We start from the raw sequence: 24,888 nt of genomic DNA, 5'->3' as shown, positions 1-24,888 counted from the left end.
GGCAACAAAAAGCCGGCATTGCAAAATGCCGGCTTTTTTACGTCTGGCAGCAGGGGGTTGCGAGCGAGGTGCCCAGTCAAGGGCGCCTCGCCGCGACGGGCCGCCGTCTTCCCTACATCGTGCTTTACGCCGCCTTCGCGATGCTCTCCAGCGCCGCGTTGAACGTCTTGCTCGGACGCATGACCTGGTCGAGCTTGTCGAAGTCGGGCTTGTAGTAGCCGCCGATGTCCACCGGCTTGCCCTGCACGTCGGCGAGTTCGCCCACGATGGTCTTCTCGTTCTCGGTCAGTTGCTTGGCCAGCGGCGCGAAGACCTTCGCCAGATCGGCGTCGTCCTGCTGCGCGGCCAGTTCCTGCGCCCAGTACATTGCCAGGTAGAACTGGCTGCCGCGGTTGTCCAGCTCGCCGGTCTTCGGCGACGGGTTCTTGTTGTTGTCGAGCAGCTTGCCCGTGGCGGCGTCGAGCGTCTTGGCGAGGATCTTGGCGCGAGCGTTGCCGGTCTTGATGCCCAGGTCTTCGAGCGACACGGCCAGTGCCAGGAATTCGCCGAGCGAGTCCCAGCGCAGGTGGTTCTCTTCGACGAGTTGCTTGACGTGCTTCGGCGCCGAGCCGCCGGCGCCCGTTTCGTACATGCCGCCGCCGGCCATCAGCGGCACGATCGAGAGCATCTTGGCGCTGGTGCCCAGTTCCATGATCGGGAACAGGTCGGTGAGGTAGTCGCGCAGAATGTTGCCGGTCACCGAGATGGTGTCCAGGCCGCGGATCACACGCTCGAGCGTGTAACGCATGGCGCGCACTTGCGACATGATCTGGATGTCGAGGCCGGTGGTGTCGTGATCCTTGAGGTACTTCTCGACCTTCTTGATCAGCTCGGCCTCGTGCGGACGATACGGGTCGAGCCAGAACACCGCCGGCATGCCCGAGTTGCGCACGCGGTTCACCGCGAGCTTCACCCAGTCGCGGATCGGGGCGTCCTTGACCTGGCACATGCGCCAGATGTCGCCGGCCTCGACGTTCTGCGAGAGCAGCACTTCGCCCGTGTCGATGTCGACGATGTTCGCCACGCCGTCTTCGGGGATTTCGAACGTCTTGTCGTGCGAGCCGTACTCTTCGGCCTTCTGGGCCATCAGGCCGACGTTCGGCACCGTCCCCATCGTGGTCGGATCGAACGCGCCGTTCGTCTTGCAGAAGTTGATGATTTCCTGATAAATGCGAGCGAACGTGCTCTCAGGGATCACCGCCTTCGTGTCCTTCGGACGGCCGTCGGCGCCCCACATCTTGCCGCCCAGGCGGATCATCGCCGGCATCGACGCGTCGACGATCACGTCGTTCGGGGCGTGCAGGTTCGAGATGCCCTTGGCCGAGTCGACCATCGCCAGTTCCGGACGGTGCTCGTGGCAGGCGTGCAGGTCGCGAATGATCTCTTCGCGCTTCGAGCTCGGCAGCGCCTCGATCTTCTCGTAGAGGTTCACCAGACCGTTGTTGACGTTTACGCCCAGTTCGTCGAACAGCTTGCCGTGCTTCTCGAAGGCTTCCTTGTAGAAGATCTTCACGGCGTGGCCGAACACGATCGGGTGCGAGACCTTCATCATGGTGGCCTTCACGTGCAGGGAGAACATCACGCCGGTCTTGCGCGCGTCTTCCATCTGCTCTTCGTAGAACGCGCACAGCGCCTTCTTGCTCATGAACATGCTGTCGATGATCTCGCCCTCGAGCAGCGAGACCTTCGGCTTGAGCACGATCGTCTTGCCGCTCTTGGTGACGAGTTCCATCTTGACGTCGCGGGCGCGGTCGAGCGTCATCGACTTTTCGCCGTGGTAGAAGTCGCCATGCTTCATGTGCGCGACGTGCGTGCGAGACGCCATGCTCCATTCGCCCATGCTGTGCGGGTGCTTCTTGGCGTAGTTCTTGACGGCCAGCGGTGCGCGGCGATCCGAGTTGCCTTCACGCAGCACCGGGTTCACGGCCGAGCCCAGGCACTTCGAGTAGCGTTTCTGGATGGCCTTTTCTTCGTCGGTCTTCGGATCTTCCGGATAGTCGGGGACCTTGTAGCCCTTCGACTGCAGTTCCTTGATGGCGCTCTGGAGCTGGAACACCGACGCGCTGATGTTCGGCAGCTTGATGATGTTCGTGTCCGGCAGTTGCGTGAGACGGCCCAGTTCGGCGAGGTTGTCCGGCACGCGCTGCTCTTCGGTCAGGAACTCGGGGAATTCGCCGAGGATACGGCCGGCCACCGAGATGTCGCTGGTCTCGACCTTCACGCCGGCGGGGGCGGTGAAGGTGCGGATGATCGGGAGAAAGGAGCCGGTGGCCAGAAGCGGTGCTTCGTCGGTCAGGGTGTAGATGATGCTGGGTTGCTGCGTACTCATCGCTGGTCTCGGATTCAAGAATCAGGAAAAGGTGGGGGAACGCCGCCGACTGGGTGACAGTCCGCTAGCCATGACAAATTTCCGTGATTGTGACACGGGTGGGCGACAAAACTGAAATGCCTTTTCGTAATGTGAACGCTTTAGTCTTATATAAGACTGGCACTGTAGGCCCCATAACTTCGTTCGAAACCCCGCAAATCTCGCGCAGACCCAAGCCCGGCGCGGGTGTCCGCCGGAGTTCCGGTATGCTTTTTCGGCTATCAATTTTTATTTTCAATGAAAAATATTGATGTCGGCGGCAACCGTGGCCGTTCCGCCTGCGTATGCGTATGCGCATAGGTACGCATGGGGCAGGGCGCCAGAGGGAGGGAAATGGACGGAAGAATCGACTCGCGTGGCTCGGGAGGCGACAAGCGGGCCGTGAGAGATGTGAAGGGATGAAGGATGAAGGGGGGATCGAGTCGGGATGCCGACGCCGGAAAACAAAAGGGCCGACGCATGGTCGGCCCTTCGAATCTGGTGGGTGGTACAGGGATTGAACCTGTGACCCCTGCCGTGTGAAGGCAGTGCTCTACCGCTGAGCTAACCACCCAAATCATTAACTAAATCAATGATTTAGCGTTGATTGCTGAAGTTTTTGTTTCGCAATCAGGAGCAGAACTTTAACTGTTTTCGCAGAAGTCTGCAACCTTTCTTTGATTCTTTTTGCTGCCGCCGTGACGATATCTCTCGATCACTTCACGCCGTGTCTCGCGATGACTCGCAAGCAGCAAAGACAGCGATTATAGGGGCGTTTCGTTCGTTTGGGAAGGGTTCCACGCGATTTTTTCGCGAGACGGTTTCACTTCGCCTTCGTCGAAACTCACGCGGCAGGCGCCGCTTCGGGCTGCGCTTGCGCCGGCGCCGGTTCGAGGCGCCACACGCATGTGCCCTTCATGCCCTTGTCGATGCCGTTGAGCACGTCGTCGTGCTGTGCGACTTCGTCGGCCGCGGCCACGATCACCGGCAGATCGAACTGGCGCAGGGAAATCCTCTCGCGGTGACCGCCGGCCGCGCCGTCGTCCGCGTCGTTCGCGTCGATGACGAGACTCTCCTGGCCGCGCGTCATGGCGAGATACACATCGGCCAGCAGTTCCGCATCGAGCAATGCGCCGTGCAGGGTGCGGTGCGAATTGTTCACGCCGAGACGGTCGCACAGCGCATCGAGCGAATTGCGCTTGCCGGGGAACATTTCACGGGCGCGCACGAGCGTGTCGATGAGGCCGGCACAGTGTTCCATGAACGGCGGCCAGCCCAGGCGAGCGAACTCCATGTCCAGAAAGCCCAGGTCGAACGCCGCATTGTGAATGATGATCTCCGCACCGCGGCAGTACTCGCGCAGTTCTTCGGCGATCTCCGCGAACTTCGGCTTGTCGGACAGGAATTCGGTCGTCAGCCCGTGCACCGCCAGTGCGCCCGGATCGCTGTCGCGCTCGGGGTTGATGTAGAAGTGCAGGTTGTTGCCAGTGAGACGGCGATTGACCAGTTCCACGCAACCGATCTCCAGCAGACGGTCGCCCGTCTTCGCATTCAGGCCGGTGGTTTCGGTATCGAGGATCAGTTGTCGCATGGTGTGTGCTGGGTACTCGTGTGCTTTCGTTCGGAAGCGTCGTCAACGTCCTGTGTCGCGGGCTCAGCCGCCGCGCAGGCTCTCGACGCCGCGATTGGCCAGCCGATCGGCCGCCTCGTTGCCATCGTGTCCGGCGTGGCCTTTCACCCAACGCCATTCGATCTCGTGTCTTTGCGTCGCGGCGTCGAGCATCTGCCAGAGATCGGCGTTCTTGACCGGTTCTTTCGCGGCTGTCTTCCAGCCACGCGCCTTCCAGCCATGAATCCATTCGCTGATGCCCTTTTGCACGTACTGCGAGTCGGTGTGCAGCACCACGTGGCAGGGCTTGTTCAGTGCTTCGAGCGCGCGGATCACCGCGAGCAGCTCCATGCGGTTGTTGGTCGTGTTGGCTTCGCCGCCGAACATTTCCTTGCGGTGCTTGCCTGCAACGAGCAGGGCGCCCCAGCCGCCGGGGCCGGGATTGCCTTTGCAGGCGCCGTCGGTATAGATATTGACTTGCGGCAAGGTCATCTCTCAAACAATCTTTCGGGTCCGTCCGTGGCGTCCGCCATCTGACAATGCGTGGTGTTCGGTGTCGCCACCGGCGCCGCAGCCGGCTGGAGGCCGAGTATACGCTTGCGGACCTTGCCGACCAAGCGCATGCCGCGCACGCGCTTGACCGCGCGCACCGCGTAAAGCGCGCCGAAGATCGGCCACCACCGGTCGCCCGCCGGTTCCATGAACTCGAAGCGCTGCAGCCAGTGCTCGCCCCGCAGCGGCGGACGGTAGCAACCGAAACGCCCGCGGTCGATGTCGAACGACAGCAGCTTGAGCCAGTCCTTGAGGCGCGTGAACGCGATGAGGTCGGCCCCCGGGGGCAGGAACGGCGCGCCGGCGAGCTTGCCCAGTTCCTCGCGCGCGCCCCACAGGCTCAGGTTGTTGAAGCCCGTGATGATGACCTGACCTTCGGGCACCAGAATGCGCTCGACTTCGCGCAGGATGTCGTGCGGGTTTTCCGCGAATTCGAGCACGTGCGGCAGCACCACGAGGTCGGTGCTTGCCGTGGCGATCGGCAATTCGTCGTAGCGGCTCACCAGGATGTCGCGCGGCACCATGCCGATCGGGCCGGCCGCATTCGCCGGCGTGATGCCGGTGGTGTCGCTGGCGGCCTTGGTCATGAGCGGCGGCGCTTCGGGGCCGCGCGGCGCGGGAAGGACGAGGCCGCGGTAGGGCATGCGGTTCTCGCGCAGCGTATCGAGCTCGGGACGGCCGAGTTGCAGCGCGTGATAGCCGAACAGATCCCCGACCCATTGATCGAAGAGGGCCTGTTCCCATGCGAGCGCGTAGCGGCCTGGCGGTGAGACGAGCCAGACGGGCCAGTCTATAATCGGACGTTCTGACATGGTGGCGAGTATATATGGATGCGCACGCAGATGCGGCAAGTGAGCAGTCGGCCGGAACACTGACCGTCTTCCCCGTCCCCGCGTTCCAGGACAATTATCTCTGGGTCGTCCACGACGGCAAAGACGCCGCCGTCGTCGACCCGGGCGACGCCGCGCCGGTGCTCGCCTATCTCGATGCGCACGGCCTCACGCTGCGCGCCATTCTCGTCACGCACAAGCATGCCGACCACGTCGGCGGCATCGAGGCGCTGCGCGAGCGTTTCGACGTGCCGGTGCACGGCCCCGCGCATGAAGCGATCGTGAGCGTCGATCATCCGCATCGCGGCGGCGAGACGGTGCACATTGCGGCGCCCGCCATGGCGCTCGAGGTGATCGACGTGCCCGGCCACACGTCCGGCCACATCGCTTATTTTCTCGGCGCGGGCGCCGCGGGCTCCGGGCGCCTTTTCTGCGGCGATACGTTGTTCTCGTGCGGCTGCGGACGTCTGTTCGAAGGCACGCCGGCGCAGATGCTCGCGTCGCTCGATGCGCTCGCCGCGCTGCCGCCGGCCACGCTCGTGCATTGTGCGCACGAATACACGCTCTCGAACATCCGCTTCGCGCTGGCGGTCGATCCGGAGAATGCCGCGCTGGCCGCATGGCACCGCGAGGCGAGCGCGCTTCGCGCGGCCGGCCGCCCCACGCTGCCCACCACGCTCGCCCAGGAGCGCGCGACCAATCCCTTCCTTCGCAGCGATGCGCCTGCCGTCGTTGCCGCGGCCGAGCGCCACGCCGGACGCAGCGCACTGACGCGCGAAGCGGTTTTCGCCGCCGTGCGCGCGTGGAAAGACACCTTCCGCTAGTCGCGGGCCCGCCATGCTGTCAACTGCATGGCGCGCGATGATGTCTGTCACAAAGCGAGCGTTGACATCGACGCACACGCCTGCTCAACCTTGACTCGCTGCCCCTCGGGTGGTGTTTTGGTGCGGTATGCATGCATGGCGAGTGCGCAAAATGCGGAGCGAAGGTGTGTCTCGCTGACCACATCTCAGGAATTCGTGCCTGGGAATTACCCTTATTTTTGGGCGTTTTTCGACCTATTTTTGCAAAAAAATTAGGCAGAAAGGTTGACGCATCCGAAGGGTTTCCTTACCATCCTTGCCAATTTAATGAAGATGTCACCCAATTCGAGCCCGATCAATGCGACTTATCGTTAGCTTGTTCCTGACGCTGCTCCTGGCGGCTTGTGCCAGTACAGCGCCGACCACAGGTGCATCGAATTCCACGCCGGATGCGCAGAGCAAGTCGCCTCTCGCATCGAACGCCAAAGGCAAGCAGCGGATCTCCAGCGATCAGCCGATCGATCTGGATAACGACTCGATCAACGATCTGGCCTACGGCAGCGACGACGCCGATCTCTGGTCCCGCATCCGTCACGGATTCTCGATCCCCGACCTCGACACCGATCTCGCACAGGACCGCACGCAGTGGTATGCGCAGCGTCCCGACTACGTCGAGCGCATGATTCAGCGCTCCGAGAAGTATCTGTTCCATATCGTCGAAGAACTCGAGCGCCGTCATATGCCGACGGAACTCGCGCTGCTGCCGTTCGTGGAGAGCGCGTACAACCCGCAGGCGCTGTCGACGGCCAAGGCCGCCGGCATGTGGCAGTTCATTCCGAGCACGGGCAAGACGTACAACCTCAAGCAGAACATGTTCCAGGACGAGCGCCGCGACGTGCTCGCCTCGACCACCGCTGCGCTCGACTATCTCTCGAAGCTCTATGCGATGTTCGGCGACTGGCATCTGGCGCTGGCCGCGTACAACTGGGGCGAGGGCAACGTGCAGCGCGCCATCGACCGCAACCAGGCGCAGGGCCTGCCGACCGACTACCTGAGCCTGCGCATGCCGACCGAGACGCGTTACTACGTGCCGAAGCTGCAGGCGATCAAGAACATCATCGCGCACCCGGACCTCTATAGCGTGAAGCTGCCAGAGATTCCGAACCACCCGTACTTCGTGAGCGTGACGACCAAGCGTGACATCGACGTGGCGCTCGCGGCCAAGCTGGCGGACCTGCCGCTCGACGAATTCCGCGCGCTCAACCCGTCGTTCCGCAAGCCCGTGATCCTGGGCGCCGCGCAGCCGCAGATCCTGTTGCCGTTCGACAGCGCGGAAGTGTTCCAGCGCCGTCTCAAGAGCTATGACAAGCCGCTCTCGAGCTGGACGACATACACCTCGAACTCGCGCGAGCGGCCCGAAGACATCGCCCGCAAGCTGGGCGTGGACGCTGCCGTGATCCGCTCGGTCAACAACATTGCGCCGCGCATGCGTCTGAAGGCCGGCTCCACGCTGCTGGTGCCGCGCTCGGACGACATCGATCAGGACATCAGCGCGTCGGTGGCGAGCAACGCGGTGCTCGCGCTGGAACCGGATCTGCCCGACACGCGCAAGGTGATGGTGCGTGCGCGCAAGCGCGACACGCTCGCGAGCGTTGCGGCGCGCAGCGGCGTGACGGTGGCGCAGATCAAGAGCTGGAACCGTCTGCGCCGCGATACGCTGACGTCGGGCCAACTGCTCGTGCTGCACGTGCCGGTCAAGGACGCCTCGCGCGTGGCGGCGGCATCGGCAGCCCCGGCCGCCGCGACGAAGGACGATGACGACGCACCGCGCACGCGTCTGGTCCGTGGCAAGAACGGCAAGATGATTCGCGTGGTGGAGCGTCGTCCTGCCGCAGCCCCGGCCAAGGCGGCGAAGACGGCGAAGACGGCGAAGACGGCGAAGACGGCTGCGGCCGACACGAAGCCGGCGCGGTCGGCGAAGTCGGCGCCAGCCAAGTCGGTGGCCAAGACGGCGGCCAGGCCTGCGGCCAAGGCGCCCGCCAAGGTGACCAAGACGGCGCAACGCTAGGCCGGACCTTCCCTCTGACAACGCACACGCCCGTGAGGATTTCCTCCGGGCGTTTTGCTTTGGCGTCGCCAAGCCGGATACAGGCGGAGGCAGCGCCCGCACCCCCACCGCATCGCTACGCGGTGTCCCCATACCACGCTGCCTGCTCGTAATCCCTAGCGTCGGCGAGGCCGCAGAGCCGCTCGCCGGTAAGCCTTCCGTAAGCGTCAACGCGCACACTGAACGCGAGACCCGATCGCGGTGTCCGACGATTTCTCAGCACCGAAGCACTTTGTCGGTCGAGACGCGCGCGCGAACCCTGCCGCCGTTTGCTGCCCCCCGCGGCGCTCGTTGCTGCCGTCACCGCTGCTCGAGCCCGCCGGCCCGAACCGGCGCCGCGTGCGTCCATCGCGCGACTTGCCAGCCCGGCTGTCGCGCGAGGGCACGCGAGCCCATCAATAAAAGCAAGGAGACAACATGACTTCGTATGCGTCGTTTCACGCCCGTTCGATCGCACCCGACTCGCGCGAGGCGTTCTGGGAGGAGCAGGCACGGCTCATTGATTGGGAGACGCCGTTTGCGCGCGTGCTGGACTACGACAAGCCGCCGTTTGCACGTTGGTTCGTGGGCGGGCGCACCAACCTGTGCCACAACGCGGTGGATCGTCATCTGCCGTCGCGCGGCACGCACAACGCGCTGGTCTGGGTGTCGACGGAGACGGAGCAGGAGCGCGTCTACACCTACGAGGAACTGTCTGCCGAGGTCAATCGCATGGCCGCCTCGCTGCAATCGTTGGGCGTCGTGCGCGGCGAGCGAGTGCTCATCTACATGCCGATGGTGCCCGAAGCGCTCTTCGCGATGCTCGCATGCGCGCGTCTGGGGGCAATCCATTCGGTGGTCTTCGGCGGCTTTGCGTCCGTCAATCTGGCCGCGCGCATCGACGATGCGAAACCCAGGGTCATCGTGTCGGCCGACGCCGGCTCGCGCAATGGCAAGGTGGTCCCTTACAAGCCGTTGCTCGACGAGGGCATCGAACTCGCGCAGCACAAGCCGTCCAGCGTGCTGCTGATCGATCGTGGTTTGGCACCCATGCCGCGTGTGCCGGGGCGCGACGTCGACTACGCGCCGTTGCGCGAACAGCATCTCGACGCCTTCATCTCCTGCGAATGGCTCGAATCGAGCGAGCCTTCCTATGTGCTTTACACGTCGGGCACGACGGGCAAGCCCAAGGGCGTGCAGCGCGATACGGGTGGCTATGCGGTGGCGCTGGCAGCCTCCATGCAGCACATCTTCTGCGCCAAGCCGGGCGACACGATGTTCTGCGCGTCGGACATCGGCTGGGTGGTCGGGCACAGCTATATCGTCTATGCACCGCTGCTCGCCGGCATTGCCACCGTGATGTACGAGGGCACGCCTATCCGTCCGGACGGTGGCATCTGGTGGCGCATTGTCGAGAAGTACGGGGTGACGCAGCTTTTTACCGCGCCGACGGCCATTCGCGTGCTCAAGAAACAGGATCCGGCGTATCTGACGCGATACGACCTCTCGTCGCTGCGTTTGATCTTTCTTGCCGGCGAGCCGCTCGACGAGCCCACGGCGCGCTGGCTTACCGACGGTGTGGGCAAGCCGGTCGTGGACAATTACTGGCAGACGGAGACGGGCTGGCCGATTCTGGGCATGGCGCGCGGCGTGGAGGTGCTCGAGAGCAAGCTCGGTTCGCCCGGCAAGGCGGTGTACGGCTACGACGTGAAACTCGTCGACGAAGCGACGGGCCGGGACTGCGGGCCCAACGAGAAGGGCGTGCTGGCCATCGAGGGGCCGCTGCCGCCGGGTTGCATGAGTACGGTGTGGGGCGACGACGAGCGCTTCGTCAAGACCTACTGGCAGACCGTGCCGGGACGCATGCTCTATTCGAGCTTCGATTGGGGCGTGCGCGACGAGGACGGGTATTACTTCATTCTCGGCCGCACCGACGACGTCATCAACGTGGCGGGTCACCGGCTCGGCTCGCGCGAGATCGAGGAGAGTATCGCGAGCCACCCGGCGGTGGCGGAAGTCGCGGTTGTCGGCGCCCAGGATGCGCTCAAGGGACAGGTCGCCATTGCGTTTGCCGTGCTGCGCCAGCCGGAGCTGGCGGCCACGCCCGAGGCCCGCTTCGCGCTGGAGGGCGACGTGATGAAGACGGTCGACAGGCAACTTGGCGCGGTGGCGCGCCCGTCGCGCGTGTTTTTCGTGACGATGCTGCCCAAGACACGCTCGGGCAAGCTGCTGCGCCGCGCCATTCAGGCGATCTGCGAGGGCCGCGAGACGGGCGACCTGATCACCATCGAAGACCCGTCCGCGCTCGATCAGGTGCGCGAAGCGGTGAAGGGGAGCTGACGGACGGCGGGCCTGCCCCGGTGCCGAGCGCGGCAAGAACGATGCACTAACGAGGCATGAGCGAGGCATGAACGAGGCATGAACGAGGCATGAACGAGGCATGAGCCGAGGCGCGCCCCTGAATGCGAGGCACGCCCCTGAATGGCCGGTATGATTCGGACAATGCCCGCCTTTCGCGGGCGCTCGTATGCACACCGTCCATCATTCGTCGACACATGACTTCACCCGATCCCGTCGCATGGCGACAGAAAGCGATGCTGTTCGTGGTCTCCGTCGGCTTCTTCATGCAGACGCTGGACTCCACGATCGTCAACACGGCGCTGCCGGCGATGGCGCGCGACCTCGGGCAGTCGCCGCTGCACATGCAGGCCGTCGTCATTGCCTATGCGCTGACAATGGCTGTCACGATCCCGCTCTCGGGCTGGCTCGCCGACCGCCTCGGCACGCGCGTGGTGTTCTCCAGCGCGCTCACGATCTTCTCCGTCGGCTCGGCCATGTGCGCGTATTCCAGCACGCTCGACGCGCTGGTCGTCTGGCGCGTGGTGCAGGGCTTCGGCGGCGCGATGCTGCTGCCGGTCGGACGACTCGCGGTCCTGCGCGCCTTCCCTCGCGAGCAATACCTGCAGGCCCTGGCGTTCGTCGCGGTGCCCGGCATGATCGGACCGCTGATCGGCCCGACGCTGGGCGGCTGGCTCGTGAAAGTCGCCTCGTGGCACTGGGTGTTCCTCATCAACGTGCCGGTGGGTCTGCTGGGCTGCGTGGCCGCGCACTTCTTCCTGATCAATGCGCGCGCGCCGCACCAGACCTCGTTCGACATCAAGGGGTATCTGCTGCTGAGCGTGGGGATGGTCGCGACGTCGCTGGCGCTGGACCGCCACGCCGACATGGCGGGCGCACATGCGCTCATGCTGGTGCTGCTCGTGGTGGGCTTCGCGGGTTTCGTCGCGTATGGTCTTTACGCGAATCGCACGCCGCAGCCGCTCTTCTCGCTGGCGATGTTTCGCGTGCACACCTTCAGTGTCGGGCTGCTCGGCAATCTGTTCGCGCGCATCGGCATTGCGGCCGTGCCGTATCTCGTACCGCTGCTGCTGCAGGTGAGTCTGGGTTACACCGCATTCGAGGCCGGCCTGCTGATGTTGCCGATCACCCTCGCGGGGATTTTCGCCAAGCGCGTGGCGACGCGCCTCGTCATCCGTTACGGCTACCGGCCGGTACTCGTGTGGAACACGATTCTCGCGGGGTGCGTGATCGCGAGCTTGGCGCTCGTCACGCCAAGCTATCCGGTGCCGCTGCTGATCGTGCAACTGGGTATTCTGGGCGGTATCAACTCGATCCAGTTCACGGCGATGAACACGCTCACGCTCAAGGACCTGAACCCCGACGACGCGAGCGGCGGCAACAGCCTTTTCTCGCTCGTGCAGATGCTCGCGATGAGTTTCGGCCTGACCGTGGGCGGCGCACTGCTGGTGACCTTCACCGGGGCTTTCGGCGAGAGTGCCGGCGTGGGCGCGCTGCCGGCGTTCCGGGCGACCTTCGCGTGCGTGGGCCTCGTCACGAGCTGTTCGGCGTGGATCTTCGGTCAGTTGACCGACCGCGAGCAGATGGCCAACGACTGCGGCGATGCACACTCCCAGGCCGCCTCGGCCGCACCGCCGACGCCCGAGGCCTAGCGTGGCCAGTGCGGCGCGGTGCGGCCTGCGAATTGAAGCGACCCATGCCCCACGACGTGCTCAGCCGAACGGCTTGTCCAGGATTTCCGGTGCGCGGATCGCATCGATGAGCAGGCCGAGAAAGGCCTCGACCGGCGCCGGCAACGTGCGTCCGGCCATCGTCTGCACCTGCAGCGAGCGCTGATGCAGCGCCGGGTTGCGGATCGGGATGGCGACAAGGCCCTCGGGCGCGAGGCGGCTGCGCACCGTGAGCAGGCCCGTGAGCGTGACGGCATGCCCCGAGCGCACGAAGCTGTGCAGCGCCGCGTGATAGTTGCTGATGAACACCGGCTCGAAAAGCAAACCTTCCAGCGTGCAGCACAGGTCGAACATCTGCCGGATGGTGACGCCGGCATTCGAGAGCGCCAGCGGGTAAGGGAGCAGGTCCGCGAGGGCAACGTCGCGGCGTTTTGCCAGCGGATGGCCTCGGGCCATCAACGCATAGATCGGCGCCGGCTGCGTATGCACCACCTGAACGCCTTTTTCCGGCGCCACGCTAAAGCACACGGCGATGTCGGCTTCGCCGTCGCGCACGCGCAGGGTCGCGTCGAACGGCGACACGACGTCGAGCAGGAAGTGCGCGCCGGGGTAGGCCTCGCGAAAGCGGGCAAACACCTGCGGCAGGAAGTCGCGCGCCACGCCTTCGGCGCTGGCCACGCGAATCGTGGCGCGTCCGACTTCGGTGAGGCCGCGAATTTCCGACGTGACACGCTCGGCGTCGAGCAGCACGCGCCGCGCGTGGTCGGCGAGCAACTCGCCGGCTTCGCTCAATACCATGCCGCGCGGGCGCCGCTCGAATAACGGCGTACCCAGATCCTCTTCCAGCTTCGCAATCTGACGGCTCAACGCGGACACGGCGACGTGCAACCGCTCTGACGCACGGCTCAGCGATCCGGTGCGGGCGACTTCGAGAAAATAGCGCAGGGCGTGAGTTTGCATGGCGGGCTCGGCGACGAATGAACGGCGAGGGGAAGATGCGCGGCATTGCGAATTCGCTCCGCGGGGATTGTCCGAGGTGGACAACGGCCGGTGACCCGCCCGAAAGCGGTCTTGCCGACGGTGTCTGACCTTTGCCGAAACGGCAAGGAAACCTTCGAAATATTATCATTGTTGTCAAAAATACCCACTCCTAGAATGGCCTGGACGGTCGTGCCGCAGCGTGCCGCCGGCACGCGTCGCAGCAACGAACGAGAACGGCAACCGTGCCCTCACAAGCCATCTGGAGACAAGCAGTGACCCGCAGCGCAGCGATTTCCCAAGCCGCCGCCCAGTACGATTCGGGCGCCTTCCTCGAAACCCTCAACCGTCGCGTTGCCTACAGGACCGAGAGTCAGGAAGCGGACAGCGGCGACACGCTCCACGCCTATCTCGCCGACGAAATGGCGCCGTCTCTCGCGGCGCTGGGTTTCACGTCGCGCGTGGTGCCCAATCCGGTGCCGGGCGGCGGACCGTTTCTCATCGCGCACCGCCACGAGGGCGACGACCTGCCGACGGTGCTCACCTACGGCCACGGCGACGTGGTGCGCGGCTACGACGCGCAATGGCGCGACGGGCTCAGGCCATGGGAGATCGTGGTGGAGGGCGACCGCTGGTACGGACGCGGCACCGCCGACAACAAGGGCCAGCACACGATCAACCTCGCGGCGCTCGCCCAGGTGCTGGCGGCGCGCGGCGGCAGGCTCGGCTACAACGTCAAGATGATCGTCGAGATGGGCGAGGAAATGGGCTCGCCCGGCCTGCATGCGATCTGTGAGCAATTGCGCGATGAACTGCGCGCCGACGTGCTCATCGCCTCCGATGGTCCGCGTCTGGCGGCGTCTCGTCCGACGGTGTTTCTCGGCTCGCGCGGCCTCGTCAATTTCAAGCTGAGCCTGAATCTGCGCGAAGGCGGACATCACTCCGGCAACTGGGGCGGGCTGTTGCGCAACCCCGGCATCGTGCTCGCGAACGCGATTGCCTCGATGGTCGACGGCAACGGCAAGATCCTCGTGGAGGGTCTGCGTCCGCCTGAGCTGCCGGCGTCGGTGCGTCGTGCGCTCGCGGGGCTCGAAGTGGGCGGCGGCCCGAACGACCCCGAAGTGGACGCCGACTACGGCGAGCCGGGACTCACGCCGACCGAGCGCGTGATCGGGTGGAACAACATCGAGGTGCTGGCGTTCAAGACGGGCAATCCCGAGAAGCCGGTGAACGCGATTCCGCCGTATGCCTATGCGCACATGCAGATTCGCTTCGTGGTCGGCACGGATTGGGAGCGGCTGGGCGAGATCGTGCGCGCGCATCTCGACGCCCATGGCTTTTCGATGATCGACGTGGAGGTCGAGCGCGGCGTGATGGCTACGCGGCTCGATCCGGAAGACCCCTGGGTGCTCTGGGCGCTCGCGTCGATGCGCGAGACGACCGGCAAGGCGCCCGTGCTGCTGCCGAACCTGGGCGGCACGCTGCCCAACGACGTGTTCGCCGACGTGCTCGGGCTGCCCACGCTGTGGGTGCCGCATTCGTATCCGGCGTGCTCGCAGCACGCACCCGACGAGCATCTGCTGGGCTCGGTGGCGCGCGAGGCGTTGCAGATCATGGCCGGTCTGTTCTGGGATCTGGGCGAGGTGGCGCTCAAAGGGGGGAAACCGCAATGAACGGTTCTGCAGCCGCCGCCGGGGCGGATCGTGCGGGCGAGGCGTCCGCGCCGGGCAAGGAGGGCGCGCGCAGCGACGTGCCCGTCTACAAGCTGATCGTCGCGACGTCCATCGGCAATGCGCTCGAGTGGTACGACCTGATCGTCTACGGCTATTTTGCGGTGACGATCTCGAAGCTGTTCTTTCCCGCGCACGACGAGACGGTATCGTTGCTCATGGCCCTGGGCACGTTCGCGCTGTCGTATCTGGCGCGTCCGCTGGGGGCTTTCGTGCTGGGGGCGTATGCCGACCGGCACGGCCGCCGGGCCTCGCTCATGCTCTCCATCGCCATGATGACGCTGGGCACGGGGCTCATCGCGTTCATGCCGACGTATGCGGCGATTGGCGTGTGGGCGCCGATCGGCATCTTCGTGTCGCGGCTGATGCAGGGCTTCTCGGCGGGTGGCGAGTTCGGCAGCTCCACCGCGTTTCTGGTCGAGCACGTGCCGAACCGCCCGGGCTTCATGTCCAGTTGGCAATTCGCGAGCCAGGGCGCGAGTACGCTGCTGGCCTCGGCGTTCGGCGCGGTGCTGACCGGTGCGCTCACCCAGGCGCAACTCGAGTCGTGGGGGTGGCGCATTCCGTTCCTGTTCGGGATGCTGGTCGGGCCGATCGGTCTGTACATCCGTCGCTACATGGACGAGACGCCGGCATTCGAGCAGGATGTCGCGCGCAGCCGGCGGGCCGGCCCGGCGCCGACGGGCGAGGGCAGGTCGCCGGTGTGGGAGGTGCTGAGCGCGCAGAAGTCGCGGCTGCTGGTGTCCATCGGCGCGCTGATTCTGACGACGACGGCCAACTACATGATTCTGTACATGCCGACCTACGCGACCAAGCAATTGGGTCTGCCGCCGTCGCAGGGCTTTATTGCGACGCTCGTGACGGGCTTCGTGATCATGACGCTCACGCCGTTCGTGGGGCATTGGTCCGACAAGGTCGGCCGCATCCGCATCATGGTGGCGGCCGGGGTGCTGTTCCTGTGCACGGTGTATCCGGCGTTCGCGTTCATGAATGCACACGCTTCGCTGGCGACGATGATGGTGGTGATGCTCTGGGTCGGTACGTTGAAGGCGGTGTACTTCGCGCCGATTCCGGCATTGATGTCCTCACTGTTTCCGACGCGAACACGGGCGACCGGCATGGCGGTCGGCTACAACCTCGGCACGACGATTTTCGGGGGCTTCACGCCGCTGGCCGTGGCGTGGCTGATCGCGGCGACGGGCAACAAACTGGCGCCGGGGCTGTATCTGATGGCGGGCGCCGTGATCAGCCTGGCGACGCTGCTGATCGCACGGTTCCGAATGGGCGCCAAGTAGCACGACGCGATTTCCCTAAGTATTTTCCCCATCCTTGCCGCGCGGGTCGGAACCGACCTTGTTGCGGCATATTTTTTTCGCTAGTATTTTAGGCATAAACTATTTACGATTTAACAAAGGTCGAGAAGTCGGTACGCGACGCGATCTGTACTTCCGGAGGCTGGAGATGAATATCGTCTGTATCGGTGGCGGTCCCGCGGGCCTGTATTTCGGCCTGTTGATGAAGCTGCGCCAACCGTCGCACCGCGTGGTGGTCGTCGAGCGCAACCGGCCTTACGACACGTTCGGCTGGGGCGTCGTGTTCTCCGACGCCACGATGGACAACCTGCAGCAAGCCGATCCGCAGAGCGCCGCGCAGATCAACGCCGCCTTCAACCACTGGGACGACATCGACATCCATTTCCAGGGTCGCACCATCACCTCCGGCGGCCACGGCTTCATCGGCATCGGCCGCAAGAAGCTGCTCAACATCCTGCAGGCCCGCTGTGAAGCGTTGGGCGTCGAACTCGTTTTCGAGACGGAAGTGACCGACGATCAAGACATCGCGCGTCGTTACGACGCTGACCTGGTCATTGCCTCGGACGGCCTGAACAGCCGAATCCGCACCCGCTACGCCGACACTTTCCGCCCGGACATCGATACGCGCCGCAACCGCTTCGTGTGGCTCGGCACGCATCAGCGCTTCGACGCCTTCACGTTCGCCTTCGAGAAAACCGAACACGGCTGGTTCCAGGCTCACGCCTACCAGTTCGACGCCGACACCTCCACCTTCATCGTCGAGACGCCCGAGCAAGTCTGGAAGGCCCACGGCATCGACCAGATGAGCCAGGAAGAGGGCGTGAGGTTCTGCGAAAACCTCTTCGCCAAATACCTTGGTGGACACGCGCTAATGAGCAACGCCAAGCACTTGCGCGGCTCGGCGATCTGGATCCGCTTCCCGCGCGTGATCTGCGAGCGCTGGGTGCACTGGTGCGATGTCGACGGCAAACGCGTGCCCATCGTCCTCATGGGCGACGCCGCGCACACCGCCCACTTCTCGATCGGCTCGGGCACCAAGCTCGCGCTCGAAGACGCCATTGCACTCGCCGACGGCCTCGGCGCCGCGGGCGTGGACGCCTTGCCGCGCGTGCTCGACGACTACGAAGCCGTGCGCAGCGTCGAGGTGCTCAAGATCCAGAACGCCGCGCGCAATTCCACCGAGTGGTTCGAAACGGTCGACCGTTACGCGCGCTTCGCGCCCGAGCAGTTCGCCTATTCGCTGCTTACGCGCTCGCAGCGTATCTCGCACGAGAACCTGCGCTTGCGCGACGCCGGCTATGTCGAAGGCTACGAGGACTGGCTCGCCGCGCGCGCCGGCGTATCGCGCGCGGCCGGCCAACGCGCCGTTGCGCCGATGTTCACGCCGTTGCGCGTGCGCGAAGTGACGCTCAAGAACCGCATCGTGATGTCGCCCATGGCGATGTATTCGGCCGTCGACGGCGTGCCGGGCGATTTCCACCTCGTCCACCTCGGCAGCCGCGCGCTTGGCGGCGCCGGCATGATCGTCGCGGAAATGACCTGCGTGTCGCCCGACGCGCGCATCACGCCGGGATGCCCGGGCCTGTGGAACGACACGCAGCGCGACGCGTGGAAGCGCATCGTGGATTTCGTCCACGCCGGCAGCGACGCGAAGATCGCCATGCAGCTCGGCCACGCCGGCCGCAAGGGCTCGACGCGTCTGGCCTGGGATGGTATCGATCAACCGCTCGACGACGGCAACTGGCCGCTGATCTCGGCCTCCGCGCTGCCCTACATCGAGGGGGTGTCGCAAACGCCGCGCGAGATGACCCGCGCCGACATGGACCGCGTGAAGGACGACTTCGTGCAGGCGACCCGCCGCGCGGCACAGGCCGGCTTCGACTGGCTCGAGCTGCACTGCGCGCACGGTTACCTGCTCTCGAGCTTCATCTCGCCGCTCACGAACCGCCGCGGCGACGAATACGGCGGTTCGCTGGAAAACCGCCTGCGCTATCCGCTGGAAGTGTTTCGCGCGGTGCGCGACGTGTGGCCCGCCGCGAGGCCGATGTCGGTGCGTATCTCGGCGCACGACTGGGTGGAAGGCGGAATCACGCCGGACGACGCCGTCGAGATCGCGCGCGCCTTCAAGGACGCCGGCGCGGATCTCATCGATTGCTCGTCGGGACAGGTGAGCAAGGAGGAAAAGCCGGTCTACGGCCGCATGTTCCAGACGCCGTTCGCCGACCGCGTGCGCAACGAGGCCGGCATCCCCACGATCGCCGTCGGCGCCATCTTCGAGGCCGATCACGTGAACAGCATCATCGCCTCGGGGCGCGCGGATCTGTGCGCCCTGGCGCGCCCGCACCTGGCCGATCCGTTCTGGACGTTGCACGAAGCCGCGAAGATCGGCTACAAGGACCTCGCCTGGCCGCGGCAGTACTATGCCGGCAAACGGCAGTACGAGACGAACCTGGAGCGTGCTGCGGCCTACGCGCAACAGATCGGTAAATAAGGACAGTTCATGACGCTGACGACAACTCCGGTGACGCCGGCCGAGGCGGCTCCCGCCACCCTCCAGGGCGTGCATGCGCTGGTGACGGGCGGGGCGCGAGGTATCGGCGAGGCCGTGGCGCGCGCGCTGCTCGCGCAAGGCGCGCGCGTGACGCTGCTCGGGCGCAGCGAGAAGTCGCTGGCGAGCGGCGCGCAGGCGCTCGCCTCGCTCGGAGAGGTCGCGTGGGTGAGCGCCGACATCGCGCACGCGCCTGCGCTCAATGCGGCTTTTGCCCGCGCGGCGGAGCGTTTCGGTCCCGTGCAGGTGCTGGTGAACAACGCCGGGCAAGCGGTCAGCGCGCCGTTCGGCAAGACGGACGGCGCGCTGTGGCAGCAAATGATCGACGTCAACCTGACGGGCACGTTCCACTGCATCAGCGCCGCGCTGCCGGACATGCTGGCGGCCGGTTGGGGACGTATCGTGAACGTTGCCAGTACGGCGGGTCTCATCGGCTATCCGTATGTGACGGCGTACTGCGCGGCCAAGCACGGCGTGATCGGGCTCACCCGTGCGCTGGCGCTGGAAGTGGCGAAGAAGGGGGTGACGGTCAACGCCGTGTGCCCGGGCTACACGGAGACGGACATCGTGCGCGACGCCGTGGCGAATATCGTCGCCAAGACGGGACGCAGTGAGGACGAGGCCCGCGCGGAACTCGCAAAGCGCAATCCCCAAGGCCGCCTGGTGCAGCCTCAGGAAGTCGCGGACGCCGTGCTGTGGCTGTGCCAGCCGGGCGCCGCAGCGGTGACGGGGCAGTCGCTGGCAGTCGCTGGCGGCGAGGTGACCGTCGGCTGAACTCCGGCTGGATTTCGGCTGGATTTCGGCTGGATTTCGGCTGGACCTGGGGGCGCGCCCCGGGGCGCACGGCCGGATGGTCGCCGGAACCTTCGTGACGTTGGGCCGCCGGCATGGCAGCGCGACGCCGTTTCAACCGACGGGATCGGAGGACGCGGGCCGGCGCCGCGTGCGCCAAGCCGGCGGGCTCCGCGAAGGTCGGAGGACAAAGGTCAAAGGACAAAGGTCAAAGGTCAAAGGAGATCGGCCAATGAGCGACGTGAAACTGACGATGGCGCATCACAAGCGCCCGTTCGCGAACTATGAAGCCAGGCATTTTCTGTGGTCGGTGTCGAACGACGCGCAAGGGCGTCCGAGCATCGGCACGATCACGCTCAATCGCCCGGACAAGAAGAATCCGCTGACGTTCGATTCGTATGCCGAACTGCGCGATCTGTTTCGCGGACTCGTCTACGCGACGGACATCAAGACGGTGGTCGTCACCGGCGCGGGCGGCAATTTCTGCTCGGGCGGCGACGTGCACGAAATCATCGGCCCACTCACGAAGATGAGCATGCCGGAACTGCTCGATTTCACGCGCATGACGGGCGATCTGGTCAAGGCGATGCGCGCCTGCCCGCAGCCCATCGTGAGCGCGATCGACGGCATTTGCGCCGGCGCCGGCGCGATGGTGGCGCTCGCCTCGGACCTGCGTCTCGGCACGCCACAGACGAAGACGGCATTCCTGTTCGTGCGCGTGGGTCTGGCCGGCGCGGACATGGGCGCGTGTACGCTGCTGCCGCGCATGATCGGCCAGGGGCGCGCCTCGGAGCTGCTCTACACGGGCCGTGTGATGACGGCCGACGAAGGCCTGCAGTGGGGCTTCTTCAACGCGCTGCACGACAGCGGCGCGGTGCTCTCGGCCGCGCAGACGCTTGCCGACCAGATCGCTTGCGGCCCGACCTTCGCACACGGCGTGACGAAAAAACTCCTGCATCAGGAATGGAACATGGGCGTGGACGAGGCGATCGAGGCCGAGGCCGAAGCGCAGGCCATCTGCATGCAGACGCACGACTTCCGCCGCGCTTACGACGCGTTCGTCGCGAAGCAGAAGCCGGTGTTCAAGGGCGACTGACGCACGCCGCAACGAGACGACAAGATGAGCGATATCACTCCTCACCATGCACGCAACGCCGACTTTCTGGCGTGGCCGTTCTTCGACGACGCCCATCGGCGTCTGGCGGCCGGGCTCGACGACTGGTGCTCGCGCGAACTGAAGGTGGACCACGATGCGGACACGGACGCGACGTGCGTTTCGCTGGTGCGTCAACTCGGCCGCGCCGGCTGGTTGAAGTACTGCGTGCCTGCCAGCCATGGAGGCGCGCTCGAGACGCTCGATTCGCGCGCGTTGTGCGTGCTGCGCGAGACGCTGGCGCGCCACGACGGTCTGGCCGACTTCGCCTTTGCAATGCAGGGACTGGGCAGCGGTGCGATCACGCTCGCCGGCGCCGACGCGCTCAAGCAGCGTTATCTGCCGCGCGTGGCCTCGGGCGAGGCGATCGCGGCCTTCGCGCTGTCGGAACCCAACGCGGGCTCGGACGTCGCGGCCATGGCCTGCGCGGCCACGCCGGACGGCGACAGCTACGTGCTCAACGGCGAAAAGACGTGGATTTCGAATGGCGGCATCGCGGACTTCTATTGCGTGTTCGCGCGCACGGGCGAAGCCCCCGGCGCGCGCGGCATCAGCGCATTCGTGGTCGACGCGAACACGCCGGGGCTCACGATCGCCGAGCGCATCGACGTGAGCGCGCCGCACCCGCTGGCGCGCCTGAAGTTCGAGAACTGTCGCGTGCCGGCGTCGCAGCGGCTGGGCGAGGCGGGGCAGGGCTTCAAGGTGGCGATGATGACGCTGGACATCTTCCGCGCCTCGGTGGCGGCGGCGGCGCTGGGTTTCGCCCGTCGCGCGCTCGACGAAGGGCTGGCGCGCGCGAGGTCGCGCGAGATGTTCGGTCAGACGCTGGCGGATTTCCAGATTACGCAGGCGGCGCTGGGCGACATGGCGACGTCGGTGGATGCGGCCGCGTTGCTCACCTATCGCGCCGCGTGGCAACGCGACGTGCAGGGGCAGCGCACGACGCGTGAAGCGGCGATGGCGAAGATGTTCGCGACGGAGTCGGCGCAGCAGGTGATCGACCGCGCGTTGCAGATGTTCGGCGGCGCCGGCGTGGTGTCGGGCGCGGTCGTGGAGCGTCTGTACCGCGAGATCCGGTCGCTGCGGATTTATGAAGGCGCAACGGAAGTACAAAAACTGATCATCGCGCGCGAATTGCTCAAGGACGGCTGAGCGCCGTCTTCGGCCTCCGGCGTGCCGGAGGGCGCGGGGTTCGATGCGTGGGACATGGCTTGTGATGTGCGCAGTGCAGCCCGTGGAGACAGGGATGGCATGGCGTCTTGCGAAACACTTGGAAGCACTTTGAAGCGTCGGGCGGCTGCGCCGGCGTCATGCTTGATTACCGGGGGCAAGGAGAAGCACATGGAACGATCTGGACATCTCGACACTTTCGCGCGCGACAATCTGCCGCCCGTCGATCAGTGGCCCGAGTTTCTGCTCGACAATCCGGATGTCGCATATCCGGCGCGCATCAACTGCGCGGCCGAGTTGCTGGACCGCGCGATCGCGCAGGGACGCGGCGACGCGCCCGCGATCTATTCGGTGGAAAACGGCAAGCGCACGGTCACGTCGTATCTGGGGCTGCGCGAGATGGTCGATCGGATCGCGCACGTGCTGCGCAACGACATGGCGCTGGTGCCGGGCAATCGCGTATTGCTTCGCGGCCCGAACAACCTGTTCATGGCCGCCGCGTGGCTGGCGGTGATCAAGGCGGGGCTGGTCGGCGTGCCGACGATGCCGCTGCTGCGCGCGAAGGAACTCAAGCAGATCATCGACAAGGCGCAGGTGTCGGCGGCGCTGTGCGACGGGCGCCTGAAGGAGGAGCTGGAATTCAACCGGCAGCCGGGGCACGAGTATCACTGTGCGGTGCTCACTCGGGTGGTCTATTTTCACGACGTGGGTGAGGGCTCGCTGGAGGCCCGCATGGCGCGTCAGCCGGCCAGTTTCGAGGCCTGCGACACGGCGGTGGACGACGTCTGCCTGATCGCTTTCACGAGTGGCACGACGGGGCAGCCCAAGGGCACGATGCATTTTCATCGCGACGTGCTCGCGATGTGCGATCTGTTCCCGCGCCACGTGCTCAGGCCCGGGCCGCACGACATCTTCTGCGGCACTCCCCCGTTAGCGTTCACTTTCGGCACGGGAGGCTTGCTGACGTTTCCGCTGCGCGTGGGCGCGGCCACGGTGCTGCTGGAAAAGCTCACGCCCGACACGTTGCTCGAAGCGATCGCGGAGTATCGGGCGACGATCTGTTTTACGGCTCCGACCTTCTATCGCCAGATGGCCGCACTCGTGGGCAAGTACGATCTGTCGAGCCTGAAGAAGACGGTGTCGGCCGGCGAGGCGTTGCCGGACGCGACGCGCCAGCTCTGGAAGCAGGCCACGGGCATCGAGATGATCGACGGTATCGGCGGCACGGAGATGATCCACATCTTCATCTCGGCGGCCAACGGCGACGTGGTCCCGGGCGCGATCGGCAAGCCGGTGCCGGGCTACATCGCAATGATCGTGGACGATGACATGAATCCGCTGCCGCCCGGGCAGGTCGGCAAGCTGGCGGTGAAGGGGCCCACAGGCTGCCGTTATCTGGCCGACCCGCGTCAGGCGAATTATGTGAAGAAGGGCTGGAACCTGCCGGGCGATACGTTCATGTGCGACGAAGCGGGCAATTATTACTATCAGGCGCGCTCGGACGACATGATCGTCTCGGCCGGATATAACATCGCGGGCCCGGAAGTGGAGTCCGCGCTGTTGAAGCACCCCGCGGTGGCGGAGTGCGGCGTGGTCGGCGCGAACGACGACGCGCGCGGGCAGATCGTGAAGGCCTACGTGGTCCTGAAGGCGGGGGAGCCGCGCGACGAGGCGATGGTAAAGGCCCTGCAGGAGTATGTGAAAGCTAACATCGCTCCCTACAAGTACCCGCGGGCGATCGAGTTCGTGGACGCGCTCCCGCGCACGGAGACGGGCAAGCTGCAGCGCTTCAAGCTGCGGCAAATGGCGCAGCGGTGAGAAGCTGGCCGCAATACGCGCGTGAGTCGCTCCAGTCGGCGCTCACTCACTTTCATGCGGTGTAACGCAGGAGGAAAAATGATGGCGGGAGCTGATGTGGCGGCGCACGCGTTCGTGAAGCCGTTGCTGGTGCGCTTCAAGCACTGCGACCCGGCGGGTATCGTGTTCTATCCGCGCTATTTCGAGATGATCAACGATCTGGTCGAGGACTGGTGTGAGGAAGGTCTGGGCCTGTCGTTCGGCGAGATGCACCTGCGCGATGGTCTGGGGGTGCCGACGGCAAACGTCGAATGCCGTTTCAGTGCCCCGAGTTTCCTGGGCGAGACGCTGACGCGCTCGCTGGAGGTCACGCGGCTTGGCCGCTCGTCGATGACGCTGCGCATACGGTTCGCCGGTGCGAACTACGATACCCGTTTGCAAGCCACGCTGGTACTGGTCTGGGTCGCGAAAGGCGAGGGCGGCAAGCCCACCCCGATCGCCGTTCCCCCAGCGCAGCGTGAAGCGATTGTGCGCTACGCCGCAACTGATTGTGTAATGGAAGGAGTGTCCTGATGCTGCAAGTTCTGCAACCGCCCGACTGGGCGAAACCGCGCGGCTATGCGAACGGCATGGCTTTCGAGATGACCCCCGGCAGCCGTCTGGTGTTCGTCGGTGGCCAGATCGGCTGGAACGGGCAGCAACGCTTTGAAACGGATGATTTCGCGCTTCAGGTTCGTCAGACGCTGGAGAACATCGTGGCGATCCTCGCCGAAGCGAACGCGAAGCCCGAGCATATCGTGCGCATGACCTGGTACGTGAAGGACAAGGAGGAATACGTGGCGAGCTATCCCGCGATCGGCGAGCATTATCGCGCGGTGATTGGCCGGCATTTTCCAGCGATGACGGCGGTGGAGGTTGCCGATCTGGTCGAGGACGAAGCGAAGGTCGAAATCGAGGTGACGGCGGTGGTGCCTGCCGCCTGATCGATTTTTTGCCTTGGGCGAAAACAAGGGCGCGCTTTCGCGCCCTTGTTTTTTGGCTCGCCCTATGCAACCTTCTTTGTGGTTCGGGCCGCGTCCAACGCGGCCTGCGTCAACAGATAGACGCCCGGCA

The 24,888-nt window shown here is 65.3% G+C and carries 18 protein-coding genes and 1 tRNA gene; 13 read left to right on the top strand and 6 right to left on the bottom strand.

The genetic code is table 11. The annotated features are described in order from the left end of the window. Positions 1-124 precede the first annotated feature (124 nt). From PNO31109_RS08480 to PNO31109_RS08460, 5 genes are all read right to left on the bottom strand, one after another. Positions 125-2,368, bottom strand: coding sequence for an NADP-dependent isocitrate dehydrogenase (locus PNO31109_RS08480; protein ID WP_150555173.1), 2,244 nt, complete (start codon positions 2,366-2,368; stop codon positions 125-127). A gap of 517 nt (positions 2,369-2,885) precedes the next feature. Further along, positions 2,886-2,960 (bottom strand) — tRNA-Val (locus PNO31109_RS08475). Between the two features lie 270 nt (positions 2,961-3,230). After that, positions 3,231-3,977 carry a DNA polymerase III subunit epsilon gene (gene dnaQ, locus PNO31109_RS08470; protein WP_150555172.1) on the bottom strand — a complete coding sequence of 249 codons (747 nt, stop codon included), beginning with the start codon at positions 3,975-3,977 and terminating at the stop codon, positions 3,231-3,233. Between the two features lie 63 nt (positions 3,978-4,040). Further along, positions 4,041-4,487: a ribonuclease HI gene (gene rnhA, locus PNO31109_RS08465; RefSeq protein ID WP_150555171.1), complete on the bottom strand. Its 447-nt coding sequence runs from the start codon at positions 4,485-4,487 to the stop codon at positions 4,041-4,043. Further along, the gene (locus PNO31109_RS08460; protein WP_150555170.1) at positions 4,484-5,359 is read right to left on the bottom strand and encodes a methyltransferase domain-containing protein; all 876 of its coding nucleotides are present in this window, start codon (positions 5,357-5,359) and stop codon (positions 4,484-4,486) included. The genes rnhA and PNO31109_RS08460 overlap by 4 nt, the downstream gene beginning before the upstream one ends. A gap of 14 nt (positions 5,360-5,373) precedes the next feature. On the opposite strand from PNO31109_RS08460, the gene gloB reads away from it, so the two are divergent. From gloB to mdtD, 4 genes are all read left to right on the top strand, one after another. Next, positions 5,374-6,201, top strand: a complete 828-nt coding sequence (gloB, locus tag PNO31109_RS08455) for a hydroxyacylglutathione hydrolase (protein WP_150555169.1) — start codon at positions 5,374-5,376, stop codon at positions 6,199-6,201. Positions 6,202-6,538: 337 nt separating this feature from the next. Further along, positions 6,539-8,248, top strand: coding sequence for a transglycosylase SLT domain-containing protein (locus PNO31109_RS08450; protein WP_150555168.1), 1,710 nt, complete (start codon positions 6,539-6,541; stop codon positions 8,246-8,248). Between the two features lie 456 nt (positions 8,249-8,704). Then, complete coding sequence (locus tag PNO31109_RS08445) at positions 8,705-10,606, top strand: propionate--CoA ligase (protein WP_150555167.1); 1,902 nt, start codon at positions 8,705-8,707, stop codon at positions 10,604-10,606. 215 nt (positions 10,607-10,821) lie between these two features. Next, a complete protein-coding gene (gene mdtD, locus PNO31109_RS08440; protein ID WP_241014164.1) occupies positions 10,822-12,276 on the top strand; it encodes a multidrug transporter subunit MdtD in 1,455 nt (484 codons plus the stop codon). 60 nt (positions 12,277-12,336) lie between these two features. Here the strand turns inward: mdtD and PNO31109_RS08435 are convergent, their stop codons facing one another. Next, positions 12,337-13,254, bottom strand: a complete 918-nt coding sequence (locus PNO31109_RS08435) for a LysR family transcriptional regulator (protein ID WP_150555166.1) — start codon at positions 13,252-13,254, stop codon at positions 12,337-12,339. 293 nt (positions 13,255-13,547) lie between these two features. On the opposite strand from PNO31109_RS08435, the gene PNO31109_RS08430 reads away from it, so the two are divergent. The 9 genes from PNO31109_RS08430 (at position 13,548) to PNO31109_RS08390 (ending at position 24,758) form a co-directional block, all read left to right on the top strand. After that, entirely contained in the window at positions 13,548-14,945 is a 1,398-nt protein-coding gene (locus PNO31109_RS08430) for a M20 family metallopeptidase (RefSeq protein ID WP_150555165.1), read from the top strand. Then, positions 14,942-16,297 carry an MFS transporter gene (locus PNO31109_RS08425; protein WP_150555164.1) on the top strand — a complete coding sequence of 452 codons (1,356 nt, stop codon included), beginning with the start codon at positions 14,942-14,944 and terminating at the stop codon, positions 16,295-16,297. The genes PNO31109_RS08430 and PNO31109_RS08425 overlap by 4 nt, the downstream gene beginning before the upstream one ends. Positions 16,298-16,463: 166 nt before the next feature. Then, positions 16,464-18,806 (top strand): bifunctional salicylyl-CoA 5-hydroxylase/oxidoreductase, encoded by a 2,343-nt coding sequence (locus PNO31109_RS08420; protein WP_150555163.1) that lies wholly within the window; start codon positions 16,464-16,466, stop codon positions 18,804-18,806. 9 nt (positions 18,807-18,815) lie between these two features. Next, positions 18,816-19,637 (top strand): SDR family NAD(P)-dependent oxidoreductase, encoded by an 822-nt coding sequence (locus PNO31109_RS08415; protein ID WP_150555162.1) that lies wholly within the window; start codon positions 18,816-18,818, stop codon positions 19,635-19,637. 250 nt (positions 19,638-19,887) lie between these two features. Continuing rightward, positions 19,888-20,751, top strand: a complete 864-nt coding sequence (locus tag PNO31109_RS08410) for an enoyl-CoA hydratase family protein (protein WP_150555161.1) — start codon at positions 19,888-19,890, stop codon at positions 20,749-20,751. 24 nt (positions 20,752-20,775) lie between these two features. Beyond that, complete coding sequence (locus PNO31109_RS08405) at positions 20,776-21,960, top strand: acyl-CoA dehydrogenase family protein (RefSeq protein ID WP_150555160.1); 1,185 nt, start codon at positions 20,776-20,778, stop codon at positions 21,958-21,960. A gap of 189 nt (positions 21,961-22,149) precedes the next feature. Then, the gene (locus tag PNO31109_RS08400) at positions 22,150-23,796 is read left to right on the top strand and encodes an AMP-binding protein (RefSeq protein ID WP_150555159.1); all 1,647 of its coding nucleotides are present in this window, start codon (positions 22,150-22,152) and stop codon (positions 23,794-23,796) included. Positions 23,797-23,877: 81 nt separating this feature from the next. Then, positions 23,878-24,348, top strand: a complete 471-nt coding sequence (locus PNO31109_RS08395) for an acyl-CoA thioesterase (protein ID WP_150555339.1) — start codon at positions 23,878-23,880, stop codon at positions 24,346-24,348. A gap of 2 nt (positions 24,349-24,350) precedes the next feature. After that, complete coding sequence (locus PNO31109_RS08390) at positions 24,351-24,758, top strand: RidA family protein (RefSeq protein WP_150555338.1); 408 nt, start codon at positions 24,351-24,353, stop codon at positions 24,756-24,758. Positions 24,759-24,888 lie beyond the last annotated feature (130 nt).

It is taken from the genome of Pandoraea nosoerga (genome assembly GCF_902459585.1).
Lineage (GTDB): Bacteria > Pseudomonadota > Gammaproteobacteria > Burkholderiales > Burkholderiaceae > Pandoraea > Pandoraea nosoerga.
This window is presented reverse-complemented; position numbering and strand designations above follow the sequence as displayed.

Excerpts from the sequence above, each read along its gene's own strand:
- PNO31109_RS08480 (WP_150555173.1), bottom strand. The coding sequence starts at position 2,368 with ATGAGTACGCAGCAACCCAGCATCATCTACACCCTGACCGACGAAGCA.
- dnaQ (WP_150555172.1), bottom strand. The coding sequence starts at position 3,977 with ATGCGACAACTGATCCTCGATACCGAAACCACCGGCCTGAATGCGAAG.
- rnhA (WP_150555171.1), bottom strand. The coding sequence starts at position 4,487 with ATGACCTTGCCGCAAGTCAATATCTATACCGACGGCGCCTGCAAAGGC.
- PNO31109_RS08460 (WP_150555170.1), bottom strand. The coding sequence starts at position 5,359 with ATGTCAGAACGTCCGATTATAGACTGGCCCGTCTGGCTCGTCTCACCG.
- gloB (WP_150555169.1), top strand. The coding sequence starts at position 5,374 with ATGGATGCGCACGCAGATGCGGCAAGTGAGCAGTCGGCCGGAACACTG.
- PNO31109_RS08450 (WP_150555168.1), top strand. The coding sequence starts at position 6,539 with ATGCGACTTATCGTTAGCTTGTTCCTGACGCTGCTCCTGGCGGCTTGT.
- PNO31109_RS08445 (WP_150555167.1), top strand. The coding sequence starts at position 8,705 with ATGACTTCGTATGCGTCGTTTCACGCCCGTTCGATCGCACCCGACTCG.
- mdtD (WP_241014164.1), top strand. The coding sequence starts at position 10,822 with ATGACTTCACCCGATCCCGTCGCATGGCGACAGAAAGCGATGCTGTTC.
- PNO31109_RS08435 (WP_150555166.1), bottom strand. The coding sequence starts at position 13,254 with ATGCAAACTCACGCCCTGCGCTATTTTCTCGAAGTCGCCCGCACCGGA.
- PNO31109_RS08425 (WP_150555164.1), top strand. The coding sequence starts at position 14,942 with ATGAACGGTTCTGCAGCCGCCGCCGGGGCGGATCGTGCGGGCGAGGCG.
- PNO31109_RS08420 (WP_150555163.1), top strand. The coding sequence starts at position 16,464 with ATGAATATCGTCTGTATCGGTGGCGGTCCCGCGGGCCTGTATTTCGGC.
- PNO31109_RS08415 (WP_150555162.1), top strand. The coding sequence starts at position 18,816 with ATGACGCTGACGACAACTCCGGTGACGCCGGCCGAGGCGGCTCCCGCC.
- PNO31109_RS08410 (WP_150555161.1), top strand. The coding sequence starts at position 19,888 with ATGAGCGACGTGAAACTGACGATGGCGCATCACAAGCGCCCGTTCGCG.
- PNO31109_RS08405 (WP_150555160.1), top strand. The coding sequence starts at position 20,776 with ATGAGCGATATCACTCCTCACCATGCACGCAACGCCGACTTTCTGGCG.
- PNO31109_RS08400 (WP_150555159.1), top strand. The coding sequence starts at position 22,150 with ATGGAACGATCTGGACATCTCGACACTTTCGCGCGCGACAATCTGCCG.
- PNO31109_RS08395 (WP_150555339.1), top strand. The coding sequence starts at position 23,878 with ATGGCGGGAGCTGATGTGGCGGCGCACGCGTTCGTGAAGCCGTTGCTG.